Below are 20,485 nucleotides of genomic sequence, written 5' to 3' on the forward strand. Positions count from 1 at the left end.
GTGTTAATCAGGCATAAGCACAAAAATTCTGAAAATCCCAATGCACGCCGGGTGCGGATTCCACCAGTTCACGGGTGTAAGCCTGGCTAGGCTGGCTAATGACACGCCCTGGGTCCCCGGACTCCACAATCCGGCCCTTTTGCATCACCACAATGCGGTCAGAAATCTGCGCGGCAACACGCAAGTCATGGGTAATGAACAGGATGGCAACGCCGGTTTTGCGCTTGATGTCCACCAGCAACTTGAGCACCTGCTCTTGCACCAGCACATCCAGCGCCGACACGGACTCATCCGCAATCAGCACATCCGGCTCCATCACAATGGCGCGGGCCAGACAAAGTCGCTGCCGTTGGCCGCCCGAAAACTGATGCGGATAGCGCTCCAGCACATCCGCGTCCAGGCCTACAATGGACAAGACCTCGGTCACGCGTTCGATAGCGACTTTAGGATCGACACCAATGTTGTGCATGCCCTCTGTCAAAGACTGGCCGATCGTCACGCGGGGATTCAGCGAGCGATACGGGTCCTGAAACACGATCTGCACTTTGCGCCGCTGCGCCAGGCTGCGGTCCTTGCAGGCGGCGGGCAAGGTTTCACCGTTCAGGGTGATCTGCCCCGAGCTGGCCTCGACCAGGCCAATAATGCAGCGGGCCAAGGTGGACTTGCCCGAGCCGGACTCGCCCACGACACCCAGCACTTCATCACGGCGTATATCCAGATTGATGTCGCTGAGCGCGTGCATCTTGCGCCCCTTGGAGAACCAGCAATCCGAGCCGTAAACCTTGCCCAGACCACGGGCGCTGAGCACGATCTCGTTTTGCACTTCCTCTTTTGCTGGCGGATGCACATTGGGAACGGAAGCAATCAGAGAGCGGGTATAGGCTTCTTTAGGGTTGGACAGAATCTGCTGACACGTGCCCATCTCCACGCTATCGCCACGCTTCATGACCAGAATCCGGTCGGCAATATCCGCCACCACACCAAAGTCATGCGTCACAAAAATCACCGAGGTACCGCATTCGCTTTGCAGTTCCTTGATCAGACTCAGAATCTGCTTTTGCGTGGTCACGTCCAGTGCCGTGGTGGGTTCATCCGCAATCAACAAGCGCGGCTGCAAGATCAAGGCCATGGCAATCATGATGCGCTGGCGCTGACCGCCGGATAGCTCATGCGGATAGGCCATGAAGAGCTTTTCCGGCTCCGGTAAACGCACGCGCTCCAGCATTTTGATCACACGTTGGCGACGCTCCTGCCGGGAGCTGTTCTTTTCGTGAATACGGATCACTTCGTCAATCTGCTCGCCCACCCGTTGCACCGGGTTCAAGGCTGTCATGGGCTCCTGAAACACCATGGACATGGCCGAAGCGCGTAAGGACAGCAAATGCTCCTTGTTCATGGTCAGCAGGTTCTCGCCCATCAGCTCGATGCTGCCCTGGCTGACACGCAAGGTATCGGGCGGCAGCAAGCCCATGATGGCAAAGGAAGTCAAGGATTTGCCCGAGCCGGATTCGCCCACAATGCACAAGGTCTCGCCTGCATACACATCGAAGCTAAGCTTGTTCACTAACTGGCGGGGTTGAGCCGCTTTGGTTTCAATGCACAAGTCCTTCACTGACAAAACACATTGGGGTTTGGTCGTAGAGGTATTCATTGTTATGTCTCCTGCCCTCGTCACTTACAGCCGTGTGACCAGCTTGGGATCCAGAGCATCGCGCAAGGCGTCGCCCAGGACGTTGATACTGAGAATGGTGATGGACAGCACAATGCCGGGGTACAGCACGATGCCGGGAATCAGCTGAAAATAAAGGCGACCTTCAGCGATGATGTTGCCCCAGGAGGCCATCTCGGGAGGGATGCCCGCCCCCAGAAAACTCAAGATCGCTTCCAGCAGCACCGCCGAGGCAAACACATAAGTGCCCTGCACAATCAAGGGTGCGAAGGTGTTGGGGAACATATGGCGCGACAAGATCACGTAAGCCGAAGTCCCTACCGTCATGGCCGCTTCCACATACGGCTCGGAACGCACGCTAAGAATCACGCCCCGTACCAGCCGCGTCATGCGAGGAATCTCCGGGATGGCAATGGCGATCAGCACTGTGGTCAGGCTGGCACCGGACACCGACACCAGCGCAATGGCCAGCAAGATGCCAGGGATGGCCATCACACCATCCATCACTCGCATGATGACGGCGTCCAGACGGCGGAAATAACCCGCCAGCGAACCTAGAATCACGCCAAAGAACACGCTGATGGCCAGGACACCGAACCCCACCATGAAAGACACTTGCGCCCCGTACACCACACGGGAATACAGGTCCCGGCCCAGTGCATCCGTCCCCAGCCAGAATTGCTCGGAAGGCGGTTGCAGACGAACGCTGGGGTCCAGTTGAGTGGGATCTTGCGTGCCCAGAAAGGGAGCAAAAATCGCCATGGCGGCCATCAGGATCAGGAACAGCAAGGCGGCACGGGCCGAATGGCTGGCGACCACTTTCTTCAATTTGTTGAGCTTTTGCATATTGTTCTACCTGTAAAAAGCGAGGGCTCAATAATCGATACGGGGATCGACCAGCATGTAGGAGATATCAATCAACAGATTCACCCCTACATACACCAGCGAAAACAGCACGATCAGGCTCTGAATCACCGTAAAGTCGCGGGACAGCACCGCATCCAGCACCAAACGTCCCAGCCCCGGAATGTTGAAGACCGATTCCGTCACCACCACCCCGCCGATCAACATGGTGATGCTGATGCCGATAATCGTCAGGATGGGAACCGCCGCATTGCCCAGGGCGTGACGTGTCAGGACACGACGCTCGTTCAGGCCCTTGGCACGGGCGGTGCGGATGTAGTCCTCGTTCAAGGTATCGATCACACTGGTGCGCACAATGCGGGTAATCAGGGCGATATACACCGTGCCCAGGGACACCGCAGGCAGAATCAAATGTCGCAGGTGTTCCCACAGGCCTTCACTCAAGGGCTTGTAGCCCTGTACCGGCAACCAGCGCAGCTCCAGCGAGAACAGCAGGATCAACAAGTAAGCCACGATGAATACCGGCACGGAAAAGCCCGCCACCGACCCTGCCATCACAAAGCGATCCAGAGACTTGCCTCTATACCAGGCCGAGCACACCCCCAGCGGAATGGAAATGGCCAGGGTGTAGGCCAGAGTCAACAAGGTCAGTGAAACCGTAGGACCCAGACGATCCAGCACCAGATCCTTGACCGGGCGGCTGGAGATCAGGGACGTGCCAAAGTCCCCTTGCACCATGCTGCCCAGCCACTGCACGAACTGCACCGGCACTGGCTGGTCCAGCCCCATCTGATGACGGATTTCTGCAATCTGTGCATCCGTCGCGTTATCCCCCGCCACCAGCACCGCGGCATCGCCATGTGTCATGCGCAAGACCACAAAGATCACCAGCGCCACAATCAGCAATACCGGGATGGTGGCCAGTACGCGCTTGAAAATAAGCCCAATCATCGCTTCTCCACATTCCAGAAGACCGGAACCGGGGTTTGCAGAAAGCCATTCAGGTTCTTGCGCATGGCGCTAACCATCTTGAACTCGCCAAGGGGGACGATCACACCTTCATCCATGATGTGTTTTTGCAGATCCGTGGCCAAACGACCCAGCTCGGACTCGCCACTGGAGCGGGCAAATTCCATGCGTGTCTTTTCAATGGCAGGAACATCCGGCCAGCCAAACCAGGCCTTGTCGCCATTGGAGGCCACCGCCATGAAGCTCAGCGGATTGCTCACGTCCACCAGCCCCGAATAAGTGGTGATGATGCTCCAGCCGCCCTCTTGCACGGGACGCTTGGAGGTGCGGCGGGTCTGCACGGTTTGCCAGTCCATGGCTTCCACGTTGACGGTGAACCCGGCATTGCGCAGTTGCTGGGCAATCACCGGCACCACGGGCGAAGTCAGGAAGTCGGTGGGATGCAGCAAGACCACGGGCTCGCCCTTGTAACCGGCCTGCTCCAGCAGTTTTTTCGCACCGGCGGCATCCCCCTTGAAGTAGGCCTCAGAACCGGCTTGTGACGGGAATACGCTGTGGCAGCCAAACACCGCCCCACACGTTTCAAAGTATTCCGGGTTGCCGACCTGCGCCTGCATCAAGGGCTTCTGGTTCAGCGCCATCATGGCGGCCTGACGTACTTGCTTGTTATTGAATGGCGGCTGCAGGAAGTTAAAGCGCATCTCGGTCTGCGCGCCCCGAACCGTGGAAGCATTCAGCACAATGTCCGACTCGTTTTGCAGCAGGGGCAAAAGGTCCAGCTGAACCTGGTCGATCACATCAATCTCGCCACTGCGCAGCGCGTTCACCCCGGTCATGGCATCCGGCATGGCGACCCAACGCACACGGTCTACCTTGACCTGCTTGCCACCGGCCAGGCCGCTGGCAGGCTCATTACGGGGTACGTAGTCCGGGTTTTTCTCGAACACGGCCTGCACACCTGGGCGGTATTCCTTCTCCACAAATCGGAATGGGCCCGAACCCACGGTAGAAGTAATCGCCTGGCTAACTGGCGTGCGTGCCACCTCCTTGGGCATGACGAACAACGGCAAGGAGCTGGGCTTGCCCATGGCGCGCAGGGCAATATCGGTCGGGAAGGAGAACTGCATCACAAAAGAGCGATCATCCACGACTTCCATCTTGGTCAGAAACTCCGTCATGATCTGGCCCATCTTGTCCAACTGAATCCAGCGCTTGATGGACTCGACCGCATCTTCAGCCGTGACGGGCGAGCCATCATGCCAGCGCAGGTTTTCACGCAAGGTCATGGTGTAGGTCTGGCCGTCCTCGGACACTTTCCAGCCTTCCAGCATCTGGGGCTTGACCTGCCCCTGCGCATCTTCTGCCAGCAAGGTGTCGTACACCATATAGCCGTAGTTGCGCACAATGTAGGAGGTGGTAATGACCGGGTCCAGGGAGCGCAAGGGCGCCTCCATGACGGCGGTCAGCGTGGTTTGCGCACTGACCGCCACGGGGGCAATAGCGGTGATGGCAAGGGCAGCCCAGACGGCAGTTAAGGTTTTGGCAGGACGCAAGCGGTCCTTAAGCAGGTTGCTCATGTTTTGTCTCTCCAGGTAGTTAAAAGCGGTCCGCCTTTGCTCTTGTGGCGGCGGTCCCGTCATCGGGGGGGTTACTGCTTATTCACGGGCCAACTCCACCAAGGTCGATAGCAAAATCGAACATCCCGCTATCAGGTCTTTGTCGTGGGTAAACTCTGCCGGGTTGTGGCTCAGGCCACGCACACTCGGTACAAAAATCATGCCTGTGGGGCAGGAACGCGCCAGCATCTGCGCATCGTGTCCGGCACCGCTGGGCATGCGCTTGACCGAGCAGCCCAGATCCTTGGCGTGTTGCTCAACCTTGCTGATCAAGCGTTCATCAAACTGCACAGGATCAAAGCGGGCCAGATGGCGATGCTTGATCTGCACACCCTCACGCTCGGCCGCCTGCCGGGCGAAATCCAGCACCTCCTGCTCGGCCTGATCCAGGCTGGCCTTGTCCACATTACGCAAATCCACAGTAAACACGGCTTTACTGGGGATCACATTGACCAGATTCGGAAACAGCTCGCAGCGCCCTACCGTGCCCAATTGCGGCGGGCCGTAGCGCTCAGTCAGCTGACGCACAAAACTGCCAATCTGCTGAGCCACCACACCGGCATCGTGACGCAGGTGCATGGGCGTGGTGCCCGCATGGTTGGAGACACCTTGCACCTCGAACTCCAGCCAGCAAATCCCTTGCACACCAGTCACCGCACCGATATCAATGCTTTCATGCTCCAGAACCGGACCTTGCTCAATATGCAGTTCCATATAGGCATGCACATCAGGTTGGCCGCAAGGCACGGAACCGGCGTAGCCAATACGTTCCAGGTTCTCGCGCACGGTGCTGCCATCAATGCCCACGGTGTCCAGCGCCTCTTGCAAGGACAAGCCACCTTGAAACACCAGGCTGCCCATCATGTCCGGAGCAAAGCGCGCGCCCTCCTCATTGGTAAAGGCCACCACTTGCAAGGGACGATCCAGCTGCACGTCGGCATCATTCAAGCTGGCCACCACTTCCAATCCAGCCAGCACACCCAGATTGCCGTCGTAGCGTCCACCGGTACGCACGGTATCAATGTGCGAGCCCGTCATAACCGGCGCCACATCCAGACGGCCAGCGCGTGTCCCGATAATGTTGCCGATCTGATCGATCTCCACACTCATGCCCAGATCACGCATCCAGCTGACTACCTGATCACGGCCTGCCTTGTCCTCGTCCGTCAAAGCCAGACGGCAGACGCCGCCCCCGTCGATTGCACCAATCTGCGCCAACTGCGCAATACGCTGCAGCAGGCGTTCGCCATTAATGGCTAAACATGTGCTGGCTGGGCTGTTCATACCGGCTCCTGAGCCAGCACTTCTTTGGCGCTCATACCGACAATGCGCTGATACAGCTCTGCATCGGTATCGCCTTCGCTGGCAAAAAATAGGATTTGACTGTCTTCATCAATGCCCAAAGCCTGACGCCAGTCCGCTTGCTCGCACGCAGCCATGCAAGCAGCCACACCGGCTACAGCAGACTCACCCGCTACAATCGGCGCATCCCCTTTATCGGCACGGGCCAGACGGCGCATGGTTTGCAAGGCGGCATCGTCTTCCAGCGTCATATAGGCATAGGTGCCAGGGTCCAGAATTTCCCAGGCCAGCAAGGAGATTTCGCCGCAAGCCAGACCGGCCATCACCGTATTCAAATCGCCAGTGACCGTGACGGGTTTACCTTGCACAGCACTTTGGAACAGGCAATCGGCCTTGTTGGGCTCAACCACAATCAGACGAGGACGCTGGGCACCCAGGCGCTCCCACATATGCGCGCACACCGCTGCCGCCAAACCACCCACACCACCTTGAATAAAGACGTGGCTGACAGGTTTGCCCGAACCGATCTGGTCCAGGGCTTCCTGCACCATAACGGTGTAGCCCTGCATCACATCCTTGGGCACATCCATATAGCCAGGGTAGGACGTATCGGACACCACAAAATAACCATGCTCTTTGGCATCTTCAGCGGCCTGACGCACCGAGTCATCGTAATTACCGGGCACGCGCACCACCTTGGCCCCGTAAGAGGCAATGGCCTGCTCACGACCCGTACTGACATGTTCATGGATATAGATCACGCACTGGCAACCGGCATTCTTCGCCCCCCAGGCCACCGAACGGCCATGATTGCCATCGGTCGCGCAAGTTACGGTCAAGCCAGCAATAAAGTCCTTGTAGGCAGGATTTTTCAGATCATCCAGCGTCAGGCTGGTATTGCCGGTATGGGCTTGCAACTGGCGCAACAGCAAACGGTTGACCGCATAAGCGCCACCCAAAGCCTTGAAGCTGCCCAAACCAAAACGACCGGCCTCATCCTTGTAGTACACCCCGCCCACCTTCATCTGCGCGGCCAGACCAGGCAAATGACGCAAAGGGGTAGGTGCGTAACCGGGCCACTGCACAATGCTGGCCTGAGCCTGCTCGAAGGCGGCTACCGACAAAATCGATTGCAAGGAGGCGTCATATTCCTGGCTGTCCTGAACGCAACGAGGGTTCAGATACAGTTGCACCGCGCCTTGCTCCCGAACGGCATGTTTGTTCATGTCTGCTCCACTTTTATGGGTTTAATTATTGGACTTCAAGTCCTGAAAACTGCGATGGATGGATTCAATCTTCTGCAACTTGCGCGCAACCTGCGTCTCGGCCTGCAGGGCCACCCGGCTGACCAGATAATTGATCAGGCTGAGCGTGCCGGTATGCGAGTCAAACAAGTACTCCCCGCGTGTTGCCACCGTGAATGCGATGTCTTGCGAACGCAGCAAGGAGCTTTCCAGGCCATCCGTCAAAAAAGCCATCTGTACCGACTCGCCCCGCAGATGCTCCACCAAGGAAGGCAAAAGCACCGAGCGGCGACGAAAGTCCATCACGAGGGCCAGATCCCCTGCTTCCACATCAGCCAGTTGCTCGGTCAGATGAGCCACCGTGCCCACCGCCAGATGCACATCCGGGCGCAACTGCTGCAGTAAAGAGTGGGCGTAGCACGCCAGGATCTGGCCATTGCGGAAACCAAACACCCAGATGCGTCGTGCTTTCAGAGCGGCTTGGGTGAACTTATCCAGATGCTGTTCAGTGATGTTCTGGAAGGTGGTGGAAATGTTCTGTACGTCTGCATTGATAAACGGCGTCATATCGGCCTGAATACCGCTGCTAGACATGGAGTGCAAACGCTTGAAGGGAGCGCCGTCACCCATTTGCTCGCGGGCCGTGACCCGAAACTCGTTAAAACCGTTAAAACCCAAACGCCGGAAAAAGCGCACCGCGGTGGCCGCCGATACACCTGCTTTCTCGGCCAGTTCTTGAGCGGAGTAAGTCGCCAGCTGCCCCATATGAGACAGGACCACATCGGCCAAACGCCGCTCCGCACTGGGCAGGACATCGAGAATATCCAGGATCGAATCTTTGATGACCATGACACAACCTAAAATTGAAATTTGTTTTTCATATAATACTTAATAAAATTTAAATTTCAATTATGGATGCGATGATTTGGCTCCGTATTTACCCTTGTGGATAGCAAAAAAGGGAGAATCGGGCGGGCTAGCCTTGGCCAAGAACGGCTTTAAATAGGGCTTTCAAAGAGAAACAAGGGATAAACCCTTGCTTGAATAAATTTCTGCATCCTGACGATGAAAGCATAGAACCCATTATGAAATTTAAATTTCATAATGGGTTCTGGTAAGAGAAATTTCAGCACAAGCGCCGCCTACAAAAGCCACAAAACACCTGTTCAGTGGGCCTATGCTACTGGCAGTAAAGACAAGCAACGCATAATCAGAATATCGGCCATGGACAGATTCCTGACCACACTTCGAGACCAGAGCGCATAAATTTGACAAGCCAGCATGGCATCCTCAATGTCAAGCGCCAGCAACTCACGCCGATACGCGGACGCCTCTTGCCAGGCTTGTCGCATCACGGCAGATGATGTTGCCGACGAAAACACCGTGTACACACCCAATTCCAGCAACTCATCGGCCTCTGCATCAACGCAAACAGCAGTAACTGGCAGTGAGGCAATGCTTGGCCACAAGAGACTAAGGCTTAAGAGAAGCAGTAACCCCCATTTTTAACGATCGTTAAAAATGGGGGGGTTACCCGATGACAAGTACTGAGACAGCTCACGCCACTCCTTGGCAAAGTAATAGCGCAGGAAACGCTGTTGAGCATGCCAGCGCACCCGTCTGAACAGACCGGCACCGGCACGAGCCTGACGATGCGCCACAATATCGCGCCAGAGTTGGTCTGGTTCAAACCCGGTCCAGATTGAAGGGATGGGGGCAAGCGCATTGGAATAACAAACCGGCGCCACCCACTCGAACAAGGCCCTTTCTACATAGTGGGACGAAAAGTGCTTAGCCACGTTCGCAATCGCCTGGTAATTAACCGGCCTGTCTACAAACAATTCCGACAAGGCCTCACACAACTGTTTATCGCTTGGCCGATCACCCAAGATGTAACTCCTTCTGTCCAGCCATTTCAATTTGAATTAAACCGGCCTCTTTCTTGAACTGGCCCCTACAAAACACTATGGTAGTGCGCGTTAACAAACTGACTGTGCAAGGAAATTGTTTTGCGTTTTGCCATTACCGCGACGTTAACCGTCTTGATGTTTGCCGGATGCTCTCCTGACGGGCCTGGTTCCAAGCTTACTTTTCACCCGGTTGACGGCGACGAACGGCGCTATCAGGTGTATACCGACATGACAGTGGATGTTCAGCGTGGCACACGCCAGCTTTCCGAGAGCATGTCCATCAAGATGCTGATGCATTACGGTGTGGAAGACCAATCCTCCACCTACAAGCTGAATGTTAGCCCGGAGTACATGCGCCTTAACTTCAAACATGGCGGTATGAGCAGTTTTGAACAGGGCGACTACGGCGAAAAAGAGCTGCGTACTGCCTTGAAAGAAGGCTACACCGTAACCGTCGATAAAGAAAACAACCAGTTGGTCGATGTCACGCTCAATACCTCCAGCCAGAAATTGAAAGCTGAGCTTAAGGCCACGTTGGACCACTTGCTCAATGATCAGTTATCTCGCCCAGGGCTCATGCATGAATTAGCGGTGAAAAAAGGGGCCTCGCAAATCATTAAAGGTCAAAACGGCCTTCCTGACATACGCATGACCGTCAAGGATTTTGACTCAGAGTTCGTTACGCTCGCGATTGCCGATACAAATCAGGACGAGACTGCGGACCCGCACACCCGTATTTTTGGCTATGCCGTCATTGAGCGCCAGACAGGTTGGCTGGTGCGCCAGGCGGTCGTCATGCAGGTCCCCTTGCCCCCCGAACTGCGCGACAAGGGAACATTTAGGATTGTGTCCGCGATTTACCCCGAGAGCTGGCGCTTTAATCATGATCTGCAGTTTCTAGAAAATGCAGAGGGGTACGAGCTGATCACGCAGGAAAAAACAGACCCACCCGTCCCCTCCCTGTCGTCCTCCACACAAGCCATGCTCAATACACAAGGCGTGCTGGACACGTACGACCAGCGCTTCTTGCTGCACTACGCGCATCTAGGCCTATCCCCTTACATGGTCGGTGAAATAAGCGCCAGCAACCTTGCCGCCTACGATGAAAACAATCAGGCCTTGGCTATCACTTTCAAGGCTGCCGGCGCCTTCCAGCACCCTGGCCTGGACCATGATGATGCCGAAACCAGTCTTGAGATCCTGCCCCTAGGTTGGGATAAGACTGCCCAGGCTCTGGAAAAACTGCAATACATCGAAGCTACGCTTAACTACCACGCCACGGAGCATATTCAGGTCACCGTGCCGATCAAACCGGAAGGTTCACAGGTGGAGGTTGAAGGGGCCAAAGTCATCGTGCAACCCACAGATAATCCGTATGAGTTCCTGATCCAACTGATACCAGGCGAGACCGGCTATTTTTTCCCTGATGTCACACAGATCGATAAAGGGGAATTACGCTACCCACATGACCAGACTGCGGCTGACTGGCTAAGCCTGGGCGAAAAACGCTTACTGGCCATTGTGTTGCAAGGACACCTGCCCCAAGAGCTCAAAGTCAAGTTTCTCGATACCTTGCCCGATGCCGTTGCGTTGACCTACAGAAACTACGCACCCGAGCCTATTGAAAGCAAGACGGTACGTTTTTACGATTTGAATCAGGCGCGTCCCGAGAACGCCGCTGCGCCCATCACCACACAGCTGCTGTTCGACTCTTTTCAACAAAACGATGAGTTCAAAACTGCCACGCTAGAGAACTTGGCCCCCTTCAGCACCGATGCCCCAGACCTCTACGTCACGCTGACTCCCGAGCAAGCGGAGCTTTGTACGCTGCAAGAAACCAGTGGCCTGACAGAAAAAGGCACGCCCTTACATTTTGCGCCCCCTCCCACCGCTGACAACACAAACTATGGCGCTACGCAGCGAATGCCGCAGCAGTATGTCTATCAACTGCAAACCTCCGATCAGGCACGCCTCTACTTTTACGGCCTTAAGGCACACATCGCGCTCACCTGCCAAGGGACGCCCGTCTGGCAGCCACTACCGATCAACCTACCTGAACTCAGTGTGCAAGTGTCCGCAGCCGCACTATTGGGAGAGGGCTGGGAGGAACACGCCCGCACACTTCCTATAAAGCGCTTTTTACGCCAATACCGCTTTCTCGATCAACAGGACAGGGTGTTGGCTATTACCGCCCCCCGATCCCAGCCTGTGGTCGGCAGTCCTCTGGGGGACAAACTGTTTGATTACGTGGATGAGTCCGGCCATATCCAGATTATGGGCCTCGTAAACCGTGTCGAAAAACTAGAGGCAACGGGCACACCCATTACAAAAACCTGGCAACATCAATTCGAACCACTTCCCGATTTCAAGGCACTTGAAGAGGCCATCCAATGAGCTTGACCACCAGACTGGCCCCCACTCTAGGCTCCCTCACACTGACGGCACTAATGCTTCTCGCCTTGCCCAGCCACGCCGCCAAAAACGAAAGCAAACAAATCAAGACCGAATACGGTTTGGCAAAACAAGAAAAGTGGTTCCACGAAACCGGCGAACTGCATATTGTGCAGCTCACCTCAGTGGACAAGCGTTGGCAGCTGCACGAAGCCTACAACCCTCAGGGAACCTTGATCGAACGCTCTGAACACCTGGATAAGCAACGACACGGCTTATTTGTACAGCAAGCGTATGACTCTCTTGAGCACACCTCCTATCGGCACGGCAAACGTCATGGCCCCTACCACAGCTACGATCAAGCTGGCGAGCCCATGTCTAGCGGTCACTACACCAATGACCAGAGGACAGGAAAATGGGTCAGCAAAAACTCATGGGGTCAGATCATTAGCCACTACAACCAGCAAGGTGAACTGCACGGCCAACAAACTGAGTTCGACGCCAATGGACAATTGTTGAAGCAATCAAACTATAAAAATGGGATGCTCCATGGCGAGTTCATCCGCTATGAGAACGGCCAACTTACAGAAAAAGGACACTATCAAAACGACCGACGGGAAGGCGAATGGATAGAAACCTACCCCTTGTCGACCCGTTACCAAGGTCAGTACCGTAACAGCTATCAGGTAGGGATATGGCACGGCTACTCGCAGCAGGGCTATCTGGTTGCCATCATCCCTTTTGACAATGAAGGGAACTACCACGGTGTACAGGTCAGGTTTCACGATAGCGGCGCCTTATCGGAAATAAGCCAATACCGTCACGGCAAGCGTCATGGCACGCAATGGGACTACCTGTTCGGCGCCCCCTATCGCCTGGAGAAATATCAAGACGGCAAACGCGTGGAGACCCGCGATCAAGGCGAGTTTAAGCGCAGCGACTTTCCCTAGGCGCCTACTGACCTTGGCTTGTTTTCCCCGAATCCTCCACTGCGAAAAAGCAGCCCACCATCGCGTGGGCTTTTTTCAATCCATGCATAAGCAAGGTGACATTTGCGTGCTCACCCCCCCCTCTAAGCGACCGTCGAATGAACATTCTGCATAGACCTTCCCAACGCCTCAAACTGGATTAAACCAAAGCGTAAAGACTATACTTATCCTTAAAATACAATGATTTACAAATTAACATGATGAGCATTTCAACGATCAGCCTAGTATGAACGTAGACCTTCTCGATAACTGCTTGAAGGCGCTACTGGCGCTGTTGCTCAGACTCTCTGAGAGACATCCCGCCAGTCATGGCAGGAGTGCCTATGACACACAATCTCCGGTCCATAGGAAGAAAAGTTAACTTGCTTCGCTTCCCCCTTCTCTCGGCCACTGACCAAGCCGATCCCCCTATCCCAGACCCACGCGACAAACGTCCCGTCGAAATCGAACGGATCCACGAAGACGATCAAACGCTACCTGCAAATGATGAGCCTATCGGCGACAAAAAACCTCGCACCCCACCACCAGCGCAAAACAACCCATCCATTTTTAACTCGCTCTGAGTGCTTTACCGCGCGGAACCCGCCGCAAGGCAAATACGTCGCTTTTGCAGACTTGCCCCAACGAGTCTGCAAATAGGACTGTCAAACCTCTCAGCGACGGCCCGCTTTCCTCAATAGATTTGCCCCTGGCGACGCTAACAACAACAAAACGTCCCACTACTAGGGCCAACGCCTGGAGTCACTCCCTTCAGGAGAAAAAAGTGCCCTATCAAGGCTCGCGTAATCTGTGCACTTTGTGCCAGCTTTTACCCTTATCCTCGTCACTCGGCCTCAAGCACGAATTCATGACGGTCGCTTGCCCCTCATCACCAGGCCATGGGGAAGCGAAAAAATCCTTATACCAATGCAGCAACTGCAAAACATTGTGGTTGTATGAACGCGATCGTTGGGGCGCTTGCCTGGGCTTTAAGTTATGGCCGGGCCTGTTACAGGATTTTTAAAGCTAGCGTGCAAGATATACGTGCACACACTAAACAACAAAGCCTGCAATGATGACATTGCAGGCCCTTTCTGTGACAGGCTAAAAGAGAGTCATTCGAGTCTCCAGGGCTTATCTACCCCGCGCCGCGCCTCTTCCTGTGGGTTTATGATCATGAGCAGCACTGGCGCGCTTGATCCCCTCGTTGGAAGTCTGAGTTGGCCAACCCACTTGCGGTGGAGCAAGCTCAGACTTGCGTGTACTTGCCTTTTTAGGCGCTTTCCCTTTCTTGTCCATTGTGACCTCCATTGGTCAATGGCTACCCCAACAAATGTCAGGCCAGTAGTACAGGATAGGTCATAAACCAATAAATAGCTTGTTTATCTCCGTCTGGTGATCAATAAACAAAAACGCTCCTAAAGTAGCCCTGATTCCCGACGCGCTAAGAGATGGCGCCCCCACACTCAGTTACTCACGTAATTTTTTGTCCGTTTTGCGCCTATAGTTAGCGTTAAAGTCAGTAAAAGCCAAACGCAATGAGGCTCAATTTGTCGATGGCTAGCTCGCAAGAGCTGAGCTGCTACCTGTATCAACCTTCATAAAAGGAGCACTAGATGGGAAAGTGAGATCACGGCACGATGTGCACGATGCGTCGGACGTTCCCGCCCTCAAAGACGATGAGAGTGATGGCTATGTAGCAACGAACTCTTTGAAAATCATTCCACTTACGCTAGGTGAAAAAATGACTGATTCAACGACCATCCGTAAACTACTGATTACCTCAGCACTGAGCTTTGGATTAAGCGCAGGCGCCATAGCAGATGACAAGGCATCCCATCCAAATCTATCTGCAACACCAGAAAATGCAACGCTAGAGAAGAAAACGCCAGGGGAAGCAAACGCTCAGGAAGTGGCCAATTACAAGACGAATGCTGGAGAACAAGCCAACGATGAAGAAATTTCTAAACGAGTTAAAGCTGTTCTAGCACAAGACAAAGGACTGCAGGGTCAGAACATTACTGTCGAGACAAAAGGAGGCGTCACAATGATTGCCGGAACGGTCTCCAGTGAAGACGCCTATAAGAAAACCGTCGCGGCAGCTAAAAAAGTTGACGGTGTGACTAAGGTTGAAGCCACCGGACTGAGAGTAAAAAGCAACTAACTAAAAGGCGCACAGTAAAAACTGAGCGCCTCCTGACTCTTCCTTTCTTGTCCTCTAATTAACCCGAATGCGCGCGCTTGCCCGGATTTTTCTTGCTGCGGGTGTGCGCGCCACGCTCCTGGCTAACACGTTGGCCCCGGCTTTTTGTGCTTAGGGTGACACCCTTGGGCGCAGCGGGAGGAGGAGTACGCTTACGGTCGGCTTCAGTAACAATTTTGGTGCCCATGGAAATCTCTCCAGTTTGGTTAAATTTGATCTTGTTTCACGTTCGCTCGGTTTATTCTTGGCAGAAGGAACTAGGCAGGGGTATGCCCGGTAATGCCTTAACGTACATAGGCACTCCTGAAAGGTCGAATTACCACGGATAACCTGTCAGCTGGTCTAGCATAGCAGGCATTAGCCAAATCGGCTCAAACGGCTTCGTTAGACTCTTCGCAGTCCATCACGCATCCTAGGAGGCAGAGCCGCTGATTGCGCTTGCATCCTAGGCGCGCAAGCCCTAATCACCATAAGTTCGATCGCTGGTGATCCAACGCCTTAGGCTTGAAAGACCTACACCATGCACGTTCGCCAAAACTTTATGCCAACAGGTCCGGCCAGAGAGTGATCATCGATGCTGCGCGGGGCCATCACATCATACTTCGGCATAGAAAAGCCCCCAAAGATTGGATGGGTGTCCAACTTTTGGAGTGCCGTTCACACCGAGGCTTTTGTGCTGGGCGATTATGCTAGGCCCGAACATAGCCCCCTTCAATTCGAGGAAGCGTTACAAAGCAATCCTATGATTCAATTGTCAAAACGCCCATACTGGTACAATAAGATTGATCTCATTCAACGATAGCAATCTCGCTATCTCACTACCCCTTCAAATTCAACGCTATACCATTGCCTTGGAAGGCTTCTATGTCCAGGCTGGAGCGAAATTTGGAGTCATACAGAAGGTATCACTATCTACGAAAAACTTAACCAGGCTAGTCGCAGCCCGCTTCATACATCCCCTTTACGCGAACCTAATCGTTCGGCGATAAAAGAATCTCAAGCACTTGCCTCTCGCTTGGTCACAACGCGTCAAACCCTTATCCGACAATTAAAAGACCGGTTCCCCGGCCTTCCGTTCTGATACGTCAGCTCACGTAACGAGCCCATCACCAGAAAGCCCCGAGAGGGGTTTTTTTATTGGGCGCTACTACCCCATCTCTTATTCTTTGGTATCAGGCTGACGATGCCGGACTCCTGTTTACAGGGCGATTCTTAACCGGTTCAACGTCTACAGCGATCCCTGTGGCCATGTCTATGTCGCTTTCAGTGCTGGTGTCAACAATCAGCTTGTCGTCCTTATCAAAGCGGAACATTACGCTCGTTGAGTCCGCGCATCATCAACGTTACTCATGGAGGTCGTGGACTTCCCAAAGCGCAGCGATTGCCGCTGCAGCCAGCATCTTTTTCACTCCCCTTCTCCCAAGTAACGAACAAAGACAAGATCGGGCTGGCCTAGGACCTACATAGCCCTGCTATCCGCCCAGAACAAGCGTCTGGCAACCATAGCTCAGCCTGAGAGCATACAAGCCCTGTGCCCGCATGATGATATCGAGCAACATAACGCGAAAAAGCCGAACCCAATGTTTCAAAGGGTTCGGCCTTAACCGATCAACTCAATACTTGCCTAATCAGGCAAGCAGGGGATCAAATGATCTGGATCTGGGTAGCGCAAGGGCCTTTTTGGCCAGCGCCTGCAACGAAAGAAACTCGTTGGTTCTCTTCAAGAGATTTAAACCCAGTACCCTGAATTTCACTGTGGTGTGCGAAGAGGTCTTTGCCGCCACTTTCCGGGGCGATGAAGCCGAAGCCTTTTTCGTTATTGAACCACTTCACGATACCAATTTCTGTTTTCAATGTATGTCCTAATTATTCAAGGGAAAAATCTCCCTGACGACACTATGATCGCTCTTCATGGATATAGATAGCACTGTTACAAAATAAGCAAGCGAACTACACCCAATGCCGGACTCTCCAGCCGCAGCATTTCAATACCCCCACCCACACGCTCGGGGTGGCAGGACTACTGCAACTAGAGGGCATGGAACTCCCAATCCTGCTAACACCTGCCTTTGCACAGCTACCGTGACGGAGGGGAAAGCAAACTACAAGGACGCAGAACGCTCTGCTGTGGTTGCAGCAGTAAGCCTTGCCCTTTCGTATTGAAGCATCGGGCATGAAGAACCGAGGGGCAAGCTGGTCGTTTTGAATCCTGTCGCCCGTTCGGTTTTTTCGGGCCAGCGTGGACAAGATCCCGCATGGATCTTTCCGCACAAGAGCGACCCGATGGCGCGCATGAACGCCTCAGGATAACGCGCAGCCAGGCCCTGGGGCAGCAGAGCAATGGGTGGATTTATATCAACGTCCCGCGAATGCCGGTTTCAGCATTGTGCCGCTGACCTGCCCAAGCTTCAGGCCAAAATCAAGAAGCTTGTTCACAGCACCGAAAAGGCGCCAGTGGTCACGCCACGGAGAAAAAGGCCGGGTCATCGGTGAAAAATGAATCTCCACAAAATCCCCGAAGCAATGAAAAAAGGCCTACAGCATTTTTGCTGTAGGCCTTTCAAAATCTGGTCGGAACGGAAGGATGTGAACCTTCGACGCCTTGCACCCCACGCAAGTGCGCTACCAGGCTGCGCTACGCCCCGAAAGAATAAAGCCATCACCCTGTTTGTTTGTTGTGCACGCTTTTTCTTAAGAAGCATTTAGCTTAGGCCGAGTGGCTTACTACAAAAATCCAGACGGTTTACATCAAAAGGCCAATTACCGCCAGAGGCCCAGACTCCTAGGATATCCCTTAAGACCCTTCTGTTCGCTCAGTAACGAACAGTGGCAAGAAGCATATACAAATAACAAGGGGAAGAGAAGTGTCCAGGCGATCAATAAAAAGACAAGCTCTGCAAAACGTCGGCCTCTTTCCAGCCAGAACCTCGTTTCTGCGCCGGTTCTGGCTGGATTCCTTTACCCTGCTGGTACTGACAGCATGTAGCACCAGCCTGCATGCCGCCTCCTACGAGGATTGGATCAAACAGGCACGCCAAGGCCAATACCAGTCCGCCATTGCCGGCTTGCAGCAGTACCGGCAACAGCATCCGCAAGAGACACGTGTCCAGCTTGATCTGATGCGCATTCATGCCTGGGCAGGCCAGCCGCAAGAGGTCATCCGCCTGTACGAAAGCTGGCCGACCAACCTGCCCTTGCCGGCCGATGTATTGCTGCTGACAGCACGCGCCCACAAAGATACGCGCCAATGGACACCGGCCCAAAACCTGTATCGGGAAGGAATGCGGCGCTTTCCACAGCAAGCCGCCTTCACCATGGGCCTGTGCATGAGCCTGGCCGATGCCGGACTGACTGCCCAGGCCTTGAGCTGCGCCCAGCAACTGCAGCCGGCCACACGCCAAAACACCAATTACCTGCTGACGCGCAGCTACATCTACCGCGCTGCCGGCCAGAACTACGAAGCCCTACGCGTCAGCCAGGATGCTCTGGCTGCCCAGCCAGACAAAACCGACGTCATCCGGGATTATGACCAGTCCCTGCATGCCGCCGGTCTGCACCGCCAGGCGATGGAATGGCAAACGCAACATCCCGACATCTTCTCGAACGCAGACCTGGCTGACCGTCAAGCCGACTATGCCGCTGAATTGACCCGGCTGTCGCCCCAGCCCACACGCACACTGCCCGAACGTTTTCTGGTCGCCAACCGAGCCATCGCGTTGCAAGACAAACTGGCTGACAGCGCCAGCTTTCTGGGTAACCCCGCTTTCGCCCGCCGCATCCGTGGTGACCGTCTGATTGCGGTGGACACACGCGAAGACGCGCCCTCTACAGTAGACATTGCTCCCGAACGGGCGGCCCAGTATCCAGGCTATGCCTACGCCTCGCTAGGAGCCCTGCAACTGCGCGCCCGTCACCCCGAACAAGCCGTATCCAGCTACGAGCGGGCGTTGGCCGAACCCTCGCTGGACGCAAAAACACGCACACGCTATCAAACCGGATTGGCCTTTTCCTTGCTGGAGTCTGGCCACGAAGATCAGGCACTGGCATTGGCCGAGCGCATGGAAAAAGACATGCCCGCCACTCGCTGGCTACGCGGCAATCCAATCCCCCAGCCCAATCCAGGCTATACCGACACCTTGATTTTGAAAAACTCGCTCTATACCTATACGGGTTTGCTCAAGGACGCGCGCGAAAATCTGGCCAAGGCCAGCGCACAGGCACCAAGCAACATCAATCTGCGCGTGCCGCTGGCCGATGTCCAGCGCATATCGGGTATGCCAAGGGCGGCGGAACGCAATCTGAAGATCGCTGAAACCTATGCGCCGCGTCAAGAAGACGTCATCATCAGCCAGGCCCAGACCGCCCTGGACCTGCACGAATACCGCCAGGCCGAAGAACTATTAGCGTATGCCAAAGCGCACTACCCCACTAATATGCGGGTCACGGAACTGGAAAAAGACTGGCAAACCTACCGCAAGAACGAACTGATTTTGCGCAGCGGTTTTGAAACCAGCAACGGTGGCGATGTCTCGGGCAATGACGGCATACGCACTGAGGCGCAATGGTACAGCGCCCCCATCGACTACAACTGGCGCGTCACCGCCCTGGCCGGGCATCTGGATACCAGCGACGAGCTTGGCCACAACGTAATCTGGCAGGGAGCTGGTCTGGAATACCGCGGCCGCGACTGGCAATCGCAGCTGATGATCAACAACCAGAACTGGGGCCAGGGCAACAAAATGGGGGCCAGCCTACAGGTCGATCACGAGCTGAACGATCACTGGAGCATCGGCGGCACCTTGGACTATCGCACCCTGGATATTCCGAATCGCGCCCTGGCCGCAGGCATCACGGCCAACCAGGGACAAGTGCGGTTGCGCTGGCAAAATGGCCCCGAGCAATGGGTGCAAGCCGCCTACACCGGGACAAAATTCTCTGACAACAACGTACGTCAGAGCCTGCAGATCACAGGTAACCAACGCATCTACACCAGCCCGCGCATCAAGGCCGACGCCCAGCTGGAGCTATGGGCTTCCGGCAACAAAGACCAAGACAGACCCTACTACAGCCCACGGCGCGAATACATGGCTGTGCCTGCCCTACGTCTGGAGCACCTGATTTACCAACACTACGACGAGCGCCTGACCCAGGCCCTGACACTGGGTGTGGGCCTACATCACCAAAGCGGCTATGGCAGTGGTGCCGTAGGTTCGGTCGCCTACGAACTGAACTACCAGCACGACCGCAATCTGGAAGTCGGCCTGCGCCTGCAGGCCCTGTCCCGCCCCTATGACGGCCAGCGCGAACAGCAGTACAGCGGCATGGTTGAACTCAAGATCAAATTCTAAG

At 54.9% G+C, this 20,485-nt stretch carries 14 protein-coding genes and 1 tRNA gene; 4 read left to right on the top strand and 11 right to left on the bottom strand.

Going from position 1 to position 20,485, the window contains the following annotated elements; translation table 11 throughout:
- Window positions 1-7: 7 nt before the first annotated feature.
- From LNA76_RS05255 to LNA76_RS05290, 8 genes are all read right to left on the bottom strand, one after another.
- Window positions 8-1,651: a dipeptide ABC transporter ATP-binding protein gene (locus LNA76_RS05255; protein ID WP_230018256.1), complete on the bottom strand. Its 1,644-nt coding sequence runs from the start codon at window positions 1,649-1,651 to the stop codon at window positions 8-10.
- Between the two features lie 24 nt (window positions 1,652-1,675).
- Window positions 1,676-2,515, bottom strand: coding sequence for an ABC transporter permease (locus LNA76_RS05260; protein WP_094196612.1), 840 nt, complete (start codon window positions 2,513-2,515; stop codon window positions 1,676-1,678).
- Between the two features lie 27 nt (window positions 2,516-2,542).
- Window positions 2,543-3,484 (bottom strand): ABC transporter permease, encoded by a 942-nt coding sequence (locus LNA76_RS05265; RefSeq protein ID WP_009454334.1) that lies wholly within the window; start codon window positions 3,482-3,484, stop codon window positions 2,543-2,545.
- Window positions 3,481-5,079, bottom strand: a complete 1,599-nt coding sequence (locus LNA76_RS05270) for an ABC transporter substrate-binding protein (protein WP_230018257.1) — start codon at window positions 5,077-5,079, stop codon at window positions 3,481-3,483. The genes LNA76_RS05265 and LNA76_RS05270 overlap by 4 nt, the downstream gene beginning before the upstream one ends.
- A gap of 78 nt (window positions 5,080-5,157) precedes the next feature.
- Window positions 5,158-6,402, bottom strand: a complete 1,245-nt coding sequence (locus tag LNA76_RS05275) for a Zn-dependent hydrolase (RefSeq protein WP_086069504.1) — start codon at window positions 6,400-6,402, stop codon at window positions 5,158-5,160.
- On the bottom strand, window positions 6,399-7,646 hold the full coding sequence (locus LNA76_RS05280; RefSeq protein WP_094196610.1) for a diaminopropionate ammonia-lyase: 1,248 nt from the start codon (window positions 7,644-7,646) through the stop codon (window positions 6,399-6,401). The genes LNA76_RS05275 and LNA76_RS05280 overlap by 4 nt, the downstream gene beginning before the upstream one ends.
- Window positions 7,647-7,667: 21 nt before the next feature.
- Window positions 7,668-8,513 (bottom strand): MurR/RpiR family transcriptional regulator, encoded by an 846-nt coding sequence (locus LNA76_RS05285; RefSeq protein WP_051316192.1) that lies wholly within the window; start codon window positions 8,511-8,513, stop codon window positions 7,668-7,670.
- Window positions 8,514-9,169: 656 nt separating this feature from the next.
- Window positions 9,170-9,553: a DUF7079 family protein gene (locus LNA76_RS05290; RefSeq protein ID WP_125276882.1), complete on the bottom strand. Its 384-nt coding sequence runs from the start codon at window positions 9,551-9,553 to the stop codon at window positions 9,170-9,172.
- A 120-nt stretch (window positions 9,554-9,673) separates the two neighbouring features.
- Here LNA76_RS05290 and LNA76_RS05295 point away from each other — a divergent pair, with 120 nt between their 5' ends.
- The 3 genes from LNA76_RS05295 (at window position 9,674) to LNA76_RS05305 (ending at window position 15,097) form a co-directional block, all read left to right on the top strand.
- Window positions 9,674-11,968 (top strand): hypothetical protein, encoded by a 2,295-nt coding sequence (locus LNA76_RS05295; RefSeq protein ID WP_230018260.1) that lies wholly within the window; start codon window positions 9,674-9,676, stop codon window positions 11,966-11,968.
- Window positions 11,965-12,915 carry a toxin-antitoxin system YwqK family antitoxin gene (locus LNA76_RS05300; RefSeq protein ID WP_230018262.1) on the top strand — a complete coding sequence of 317 codons (951 nt, stop codon included), beginning with the start codon at window positions 11,965-11,967 and terminating at the stop codon, window positions 12,913-12,915. The genes LNA76_RS05295 and LNA76_RS05300 overlap by 4 nt, the downstream gene beginning before the upstream one ends.
- A gap of 1,762 nt (window positions 12,916-14,677) precedes the next feature.
- Window positions 14,678-15,097, top strand: a complete 420-nt coding sequence (locus LNA76_RS05305; protein WP_230018264.1) for a BON domain-containing protein — start codon at window positions 14,678-14,680, stop codon at window positions 15,095-15,097.
- Between the two features lie 58 nt (window positions 15,098-15,155).
- Here LNA76_RS05305 and LNA76_RS05310 read toward each other — a convergent pair whose 3' ends face one another.
- From LNA76_RS05310 to LNA76_RS05320, 3 genes are all read right to left on the bottom strand, one after another.
- Window positions 15,156-15,323 (bottom strand): hypothetical protein, encoded by a 168-nt coding sequence (locus tag LNA76_RS05310; protein WP_164461337.1) that lies wholly within the window; start codon window positions 15,321-15,323, stop codon window positions 15,156-15,158.
- Window positions 15,324-16,780: 1,457 nt separating this feature from the next.
- The gene (locus LNA76_RS05315; protein ID WP_094196604.1) at window positions 16,781-16,990 is read right to left on the bottom strand and encodes a cold-shock protein; all 210 of its coding nucleotides are present in this window, start codon (window positions 16,988-16,990) and stop codon (window positions 16,781-16,783) included.
- A 714-nt stretch (window positions 16,991-17,704) separates the two neighbouring features.
- Window positions 17,705-17,781: transfer RNA gene (locus LNA76_RS05320), tRNA-Pro, on the bottom strand.
- A gap of 219 nt (window positions 17,782-18,000) precedes the next feature.
- On the opposite strand from LNA76_RS05320, the gene pgaA reads away from it, so the two are divergent.
- Complete coding sequence (pgaA, locus tag LNA76_RS05325; protein ID WP_230018266.1) at window positions 18,001-20,484, top strand: poly-beta-1,6 N-acetyl-D-glucosamine export porin PgaA; 2,484 nt, start codon at window positions 18,001-18,003, stop codon at window positions 20,482-20,484.
- Window position 20,485 lies beyond the last annotated feature (1 nt).

The sequence above is a fragment of the Alcaligenes sp. MMA genome, assembly GCF_020907215.1.
In the GTDB taxonomy this organism is placed as follows: Bacteria; Pseudomonadota; Gammaproteobacteria; order Burkholderiales; family Burkholderiaceae_B; genus Alcaligenes; species Alcaligenes aquatilis.

Coding starts and splice junctions, on each gene's coding strand:
- LNA76_RS05280 (WP_094196610.1), bottom strand. CDS start 7,646: ATGAACAAACATGCCGTTCGGGAGCAAGGCGCGGTGCAACTGTATCTG.
- LNA76_RS05305 (WP_230018264.1), top strand. CDS start 14,678: ATGACTGATTCAACGACCATCCGTAAACTACTGATTACCTCAGCACTG.
- LNA76_RS05275 (WP_086069504.1), bottom strand. CDS start 6,402: ATGAACAGCCCAGCCAGCACATGTTTAGCCATTAATGGCGAACGCCTG.
- LNA76_RS05255 (WP_230018256.1), bottom strand. CDS start 1,651: ATGAATACCTCTACGACCAAACCCCAATGTGTTTTGTCAGTGAAGGAC.
- LNA76_RS05310 (WP_164461337.1), bottom strand. CDS start 15,323: ATGGGCACCAAAATTGTTACTGAAGCCGACCGTAAGCGTACTCCTCCT.
- LNA76_RS05265 (WP_009454334.1), bottom strand. CDS start 3,484: ATGATTGGGCTTATTTTCAAGCGCGTACTGGCCACCATCCCGGTATTG.
- LNA76_RS05285 (WP_051316192.1), bottom strand. CDS start 8,513: ATGGTCATCAAAGATTCGATCCTGGATATTCTCGATGTCCTGCCCAGT.
- LNA76_RS05300 (WP_230018262.1), top strand. CDS start 11,965: ATGAGCTTGACCACCAGACTGGCCCCCACTCTAGGCTCCCTCACACTG.
- LNA76_RS05260 (WP_094196612.1), bottom strand. CDS start 2,515: ATGCAAAAGCTCAACAAATTGAAGAAAGTGGTCGCCAGCCATTCGGCC.
- LNA76_RS05270 (WP_230018257.1), bottom strand. CDS start 5,079: ATGAGCAACCTGCTTAAGGACCGCTTGCGTCCTGCCAAAACCTTAACT.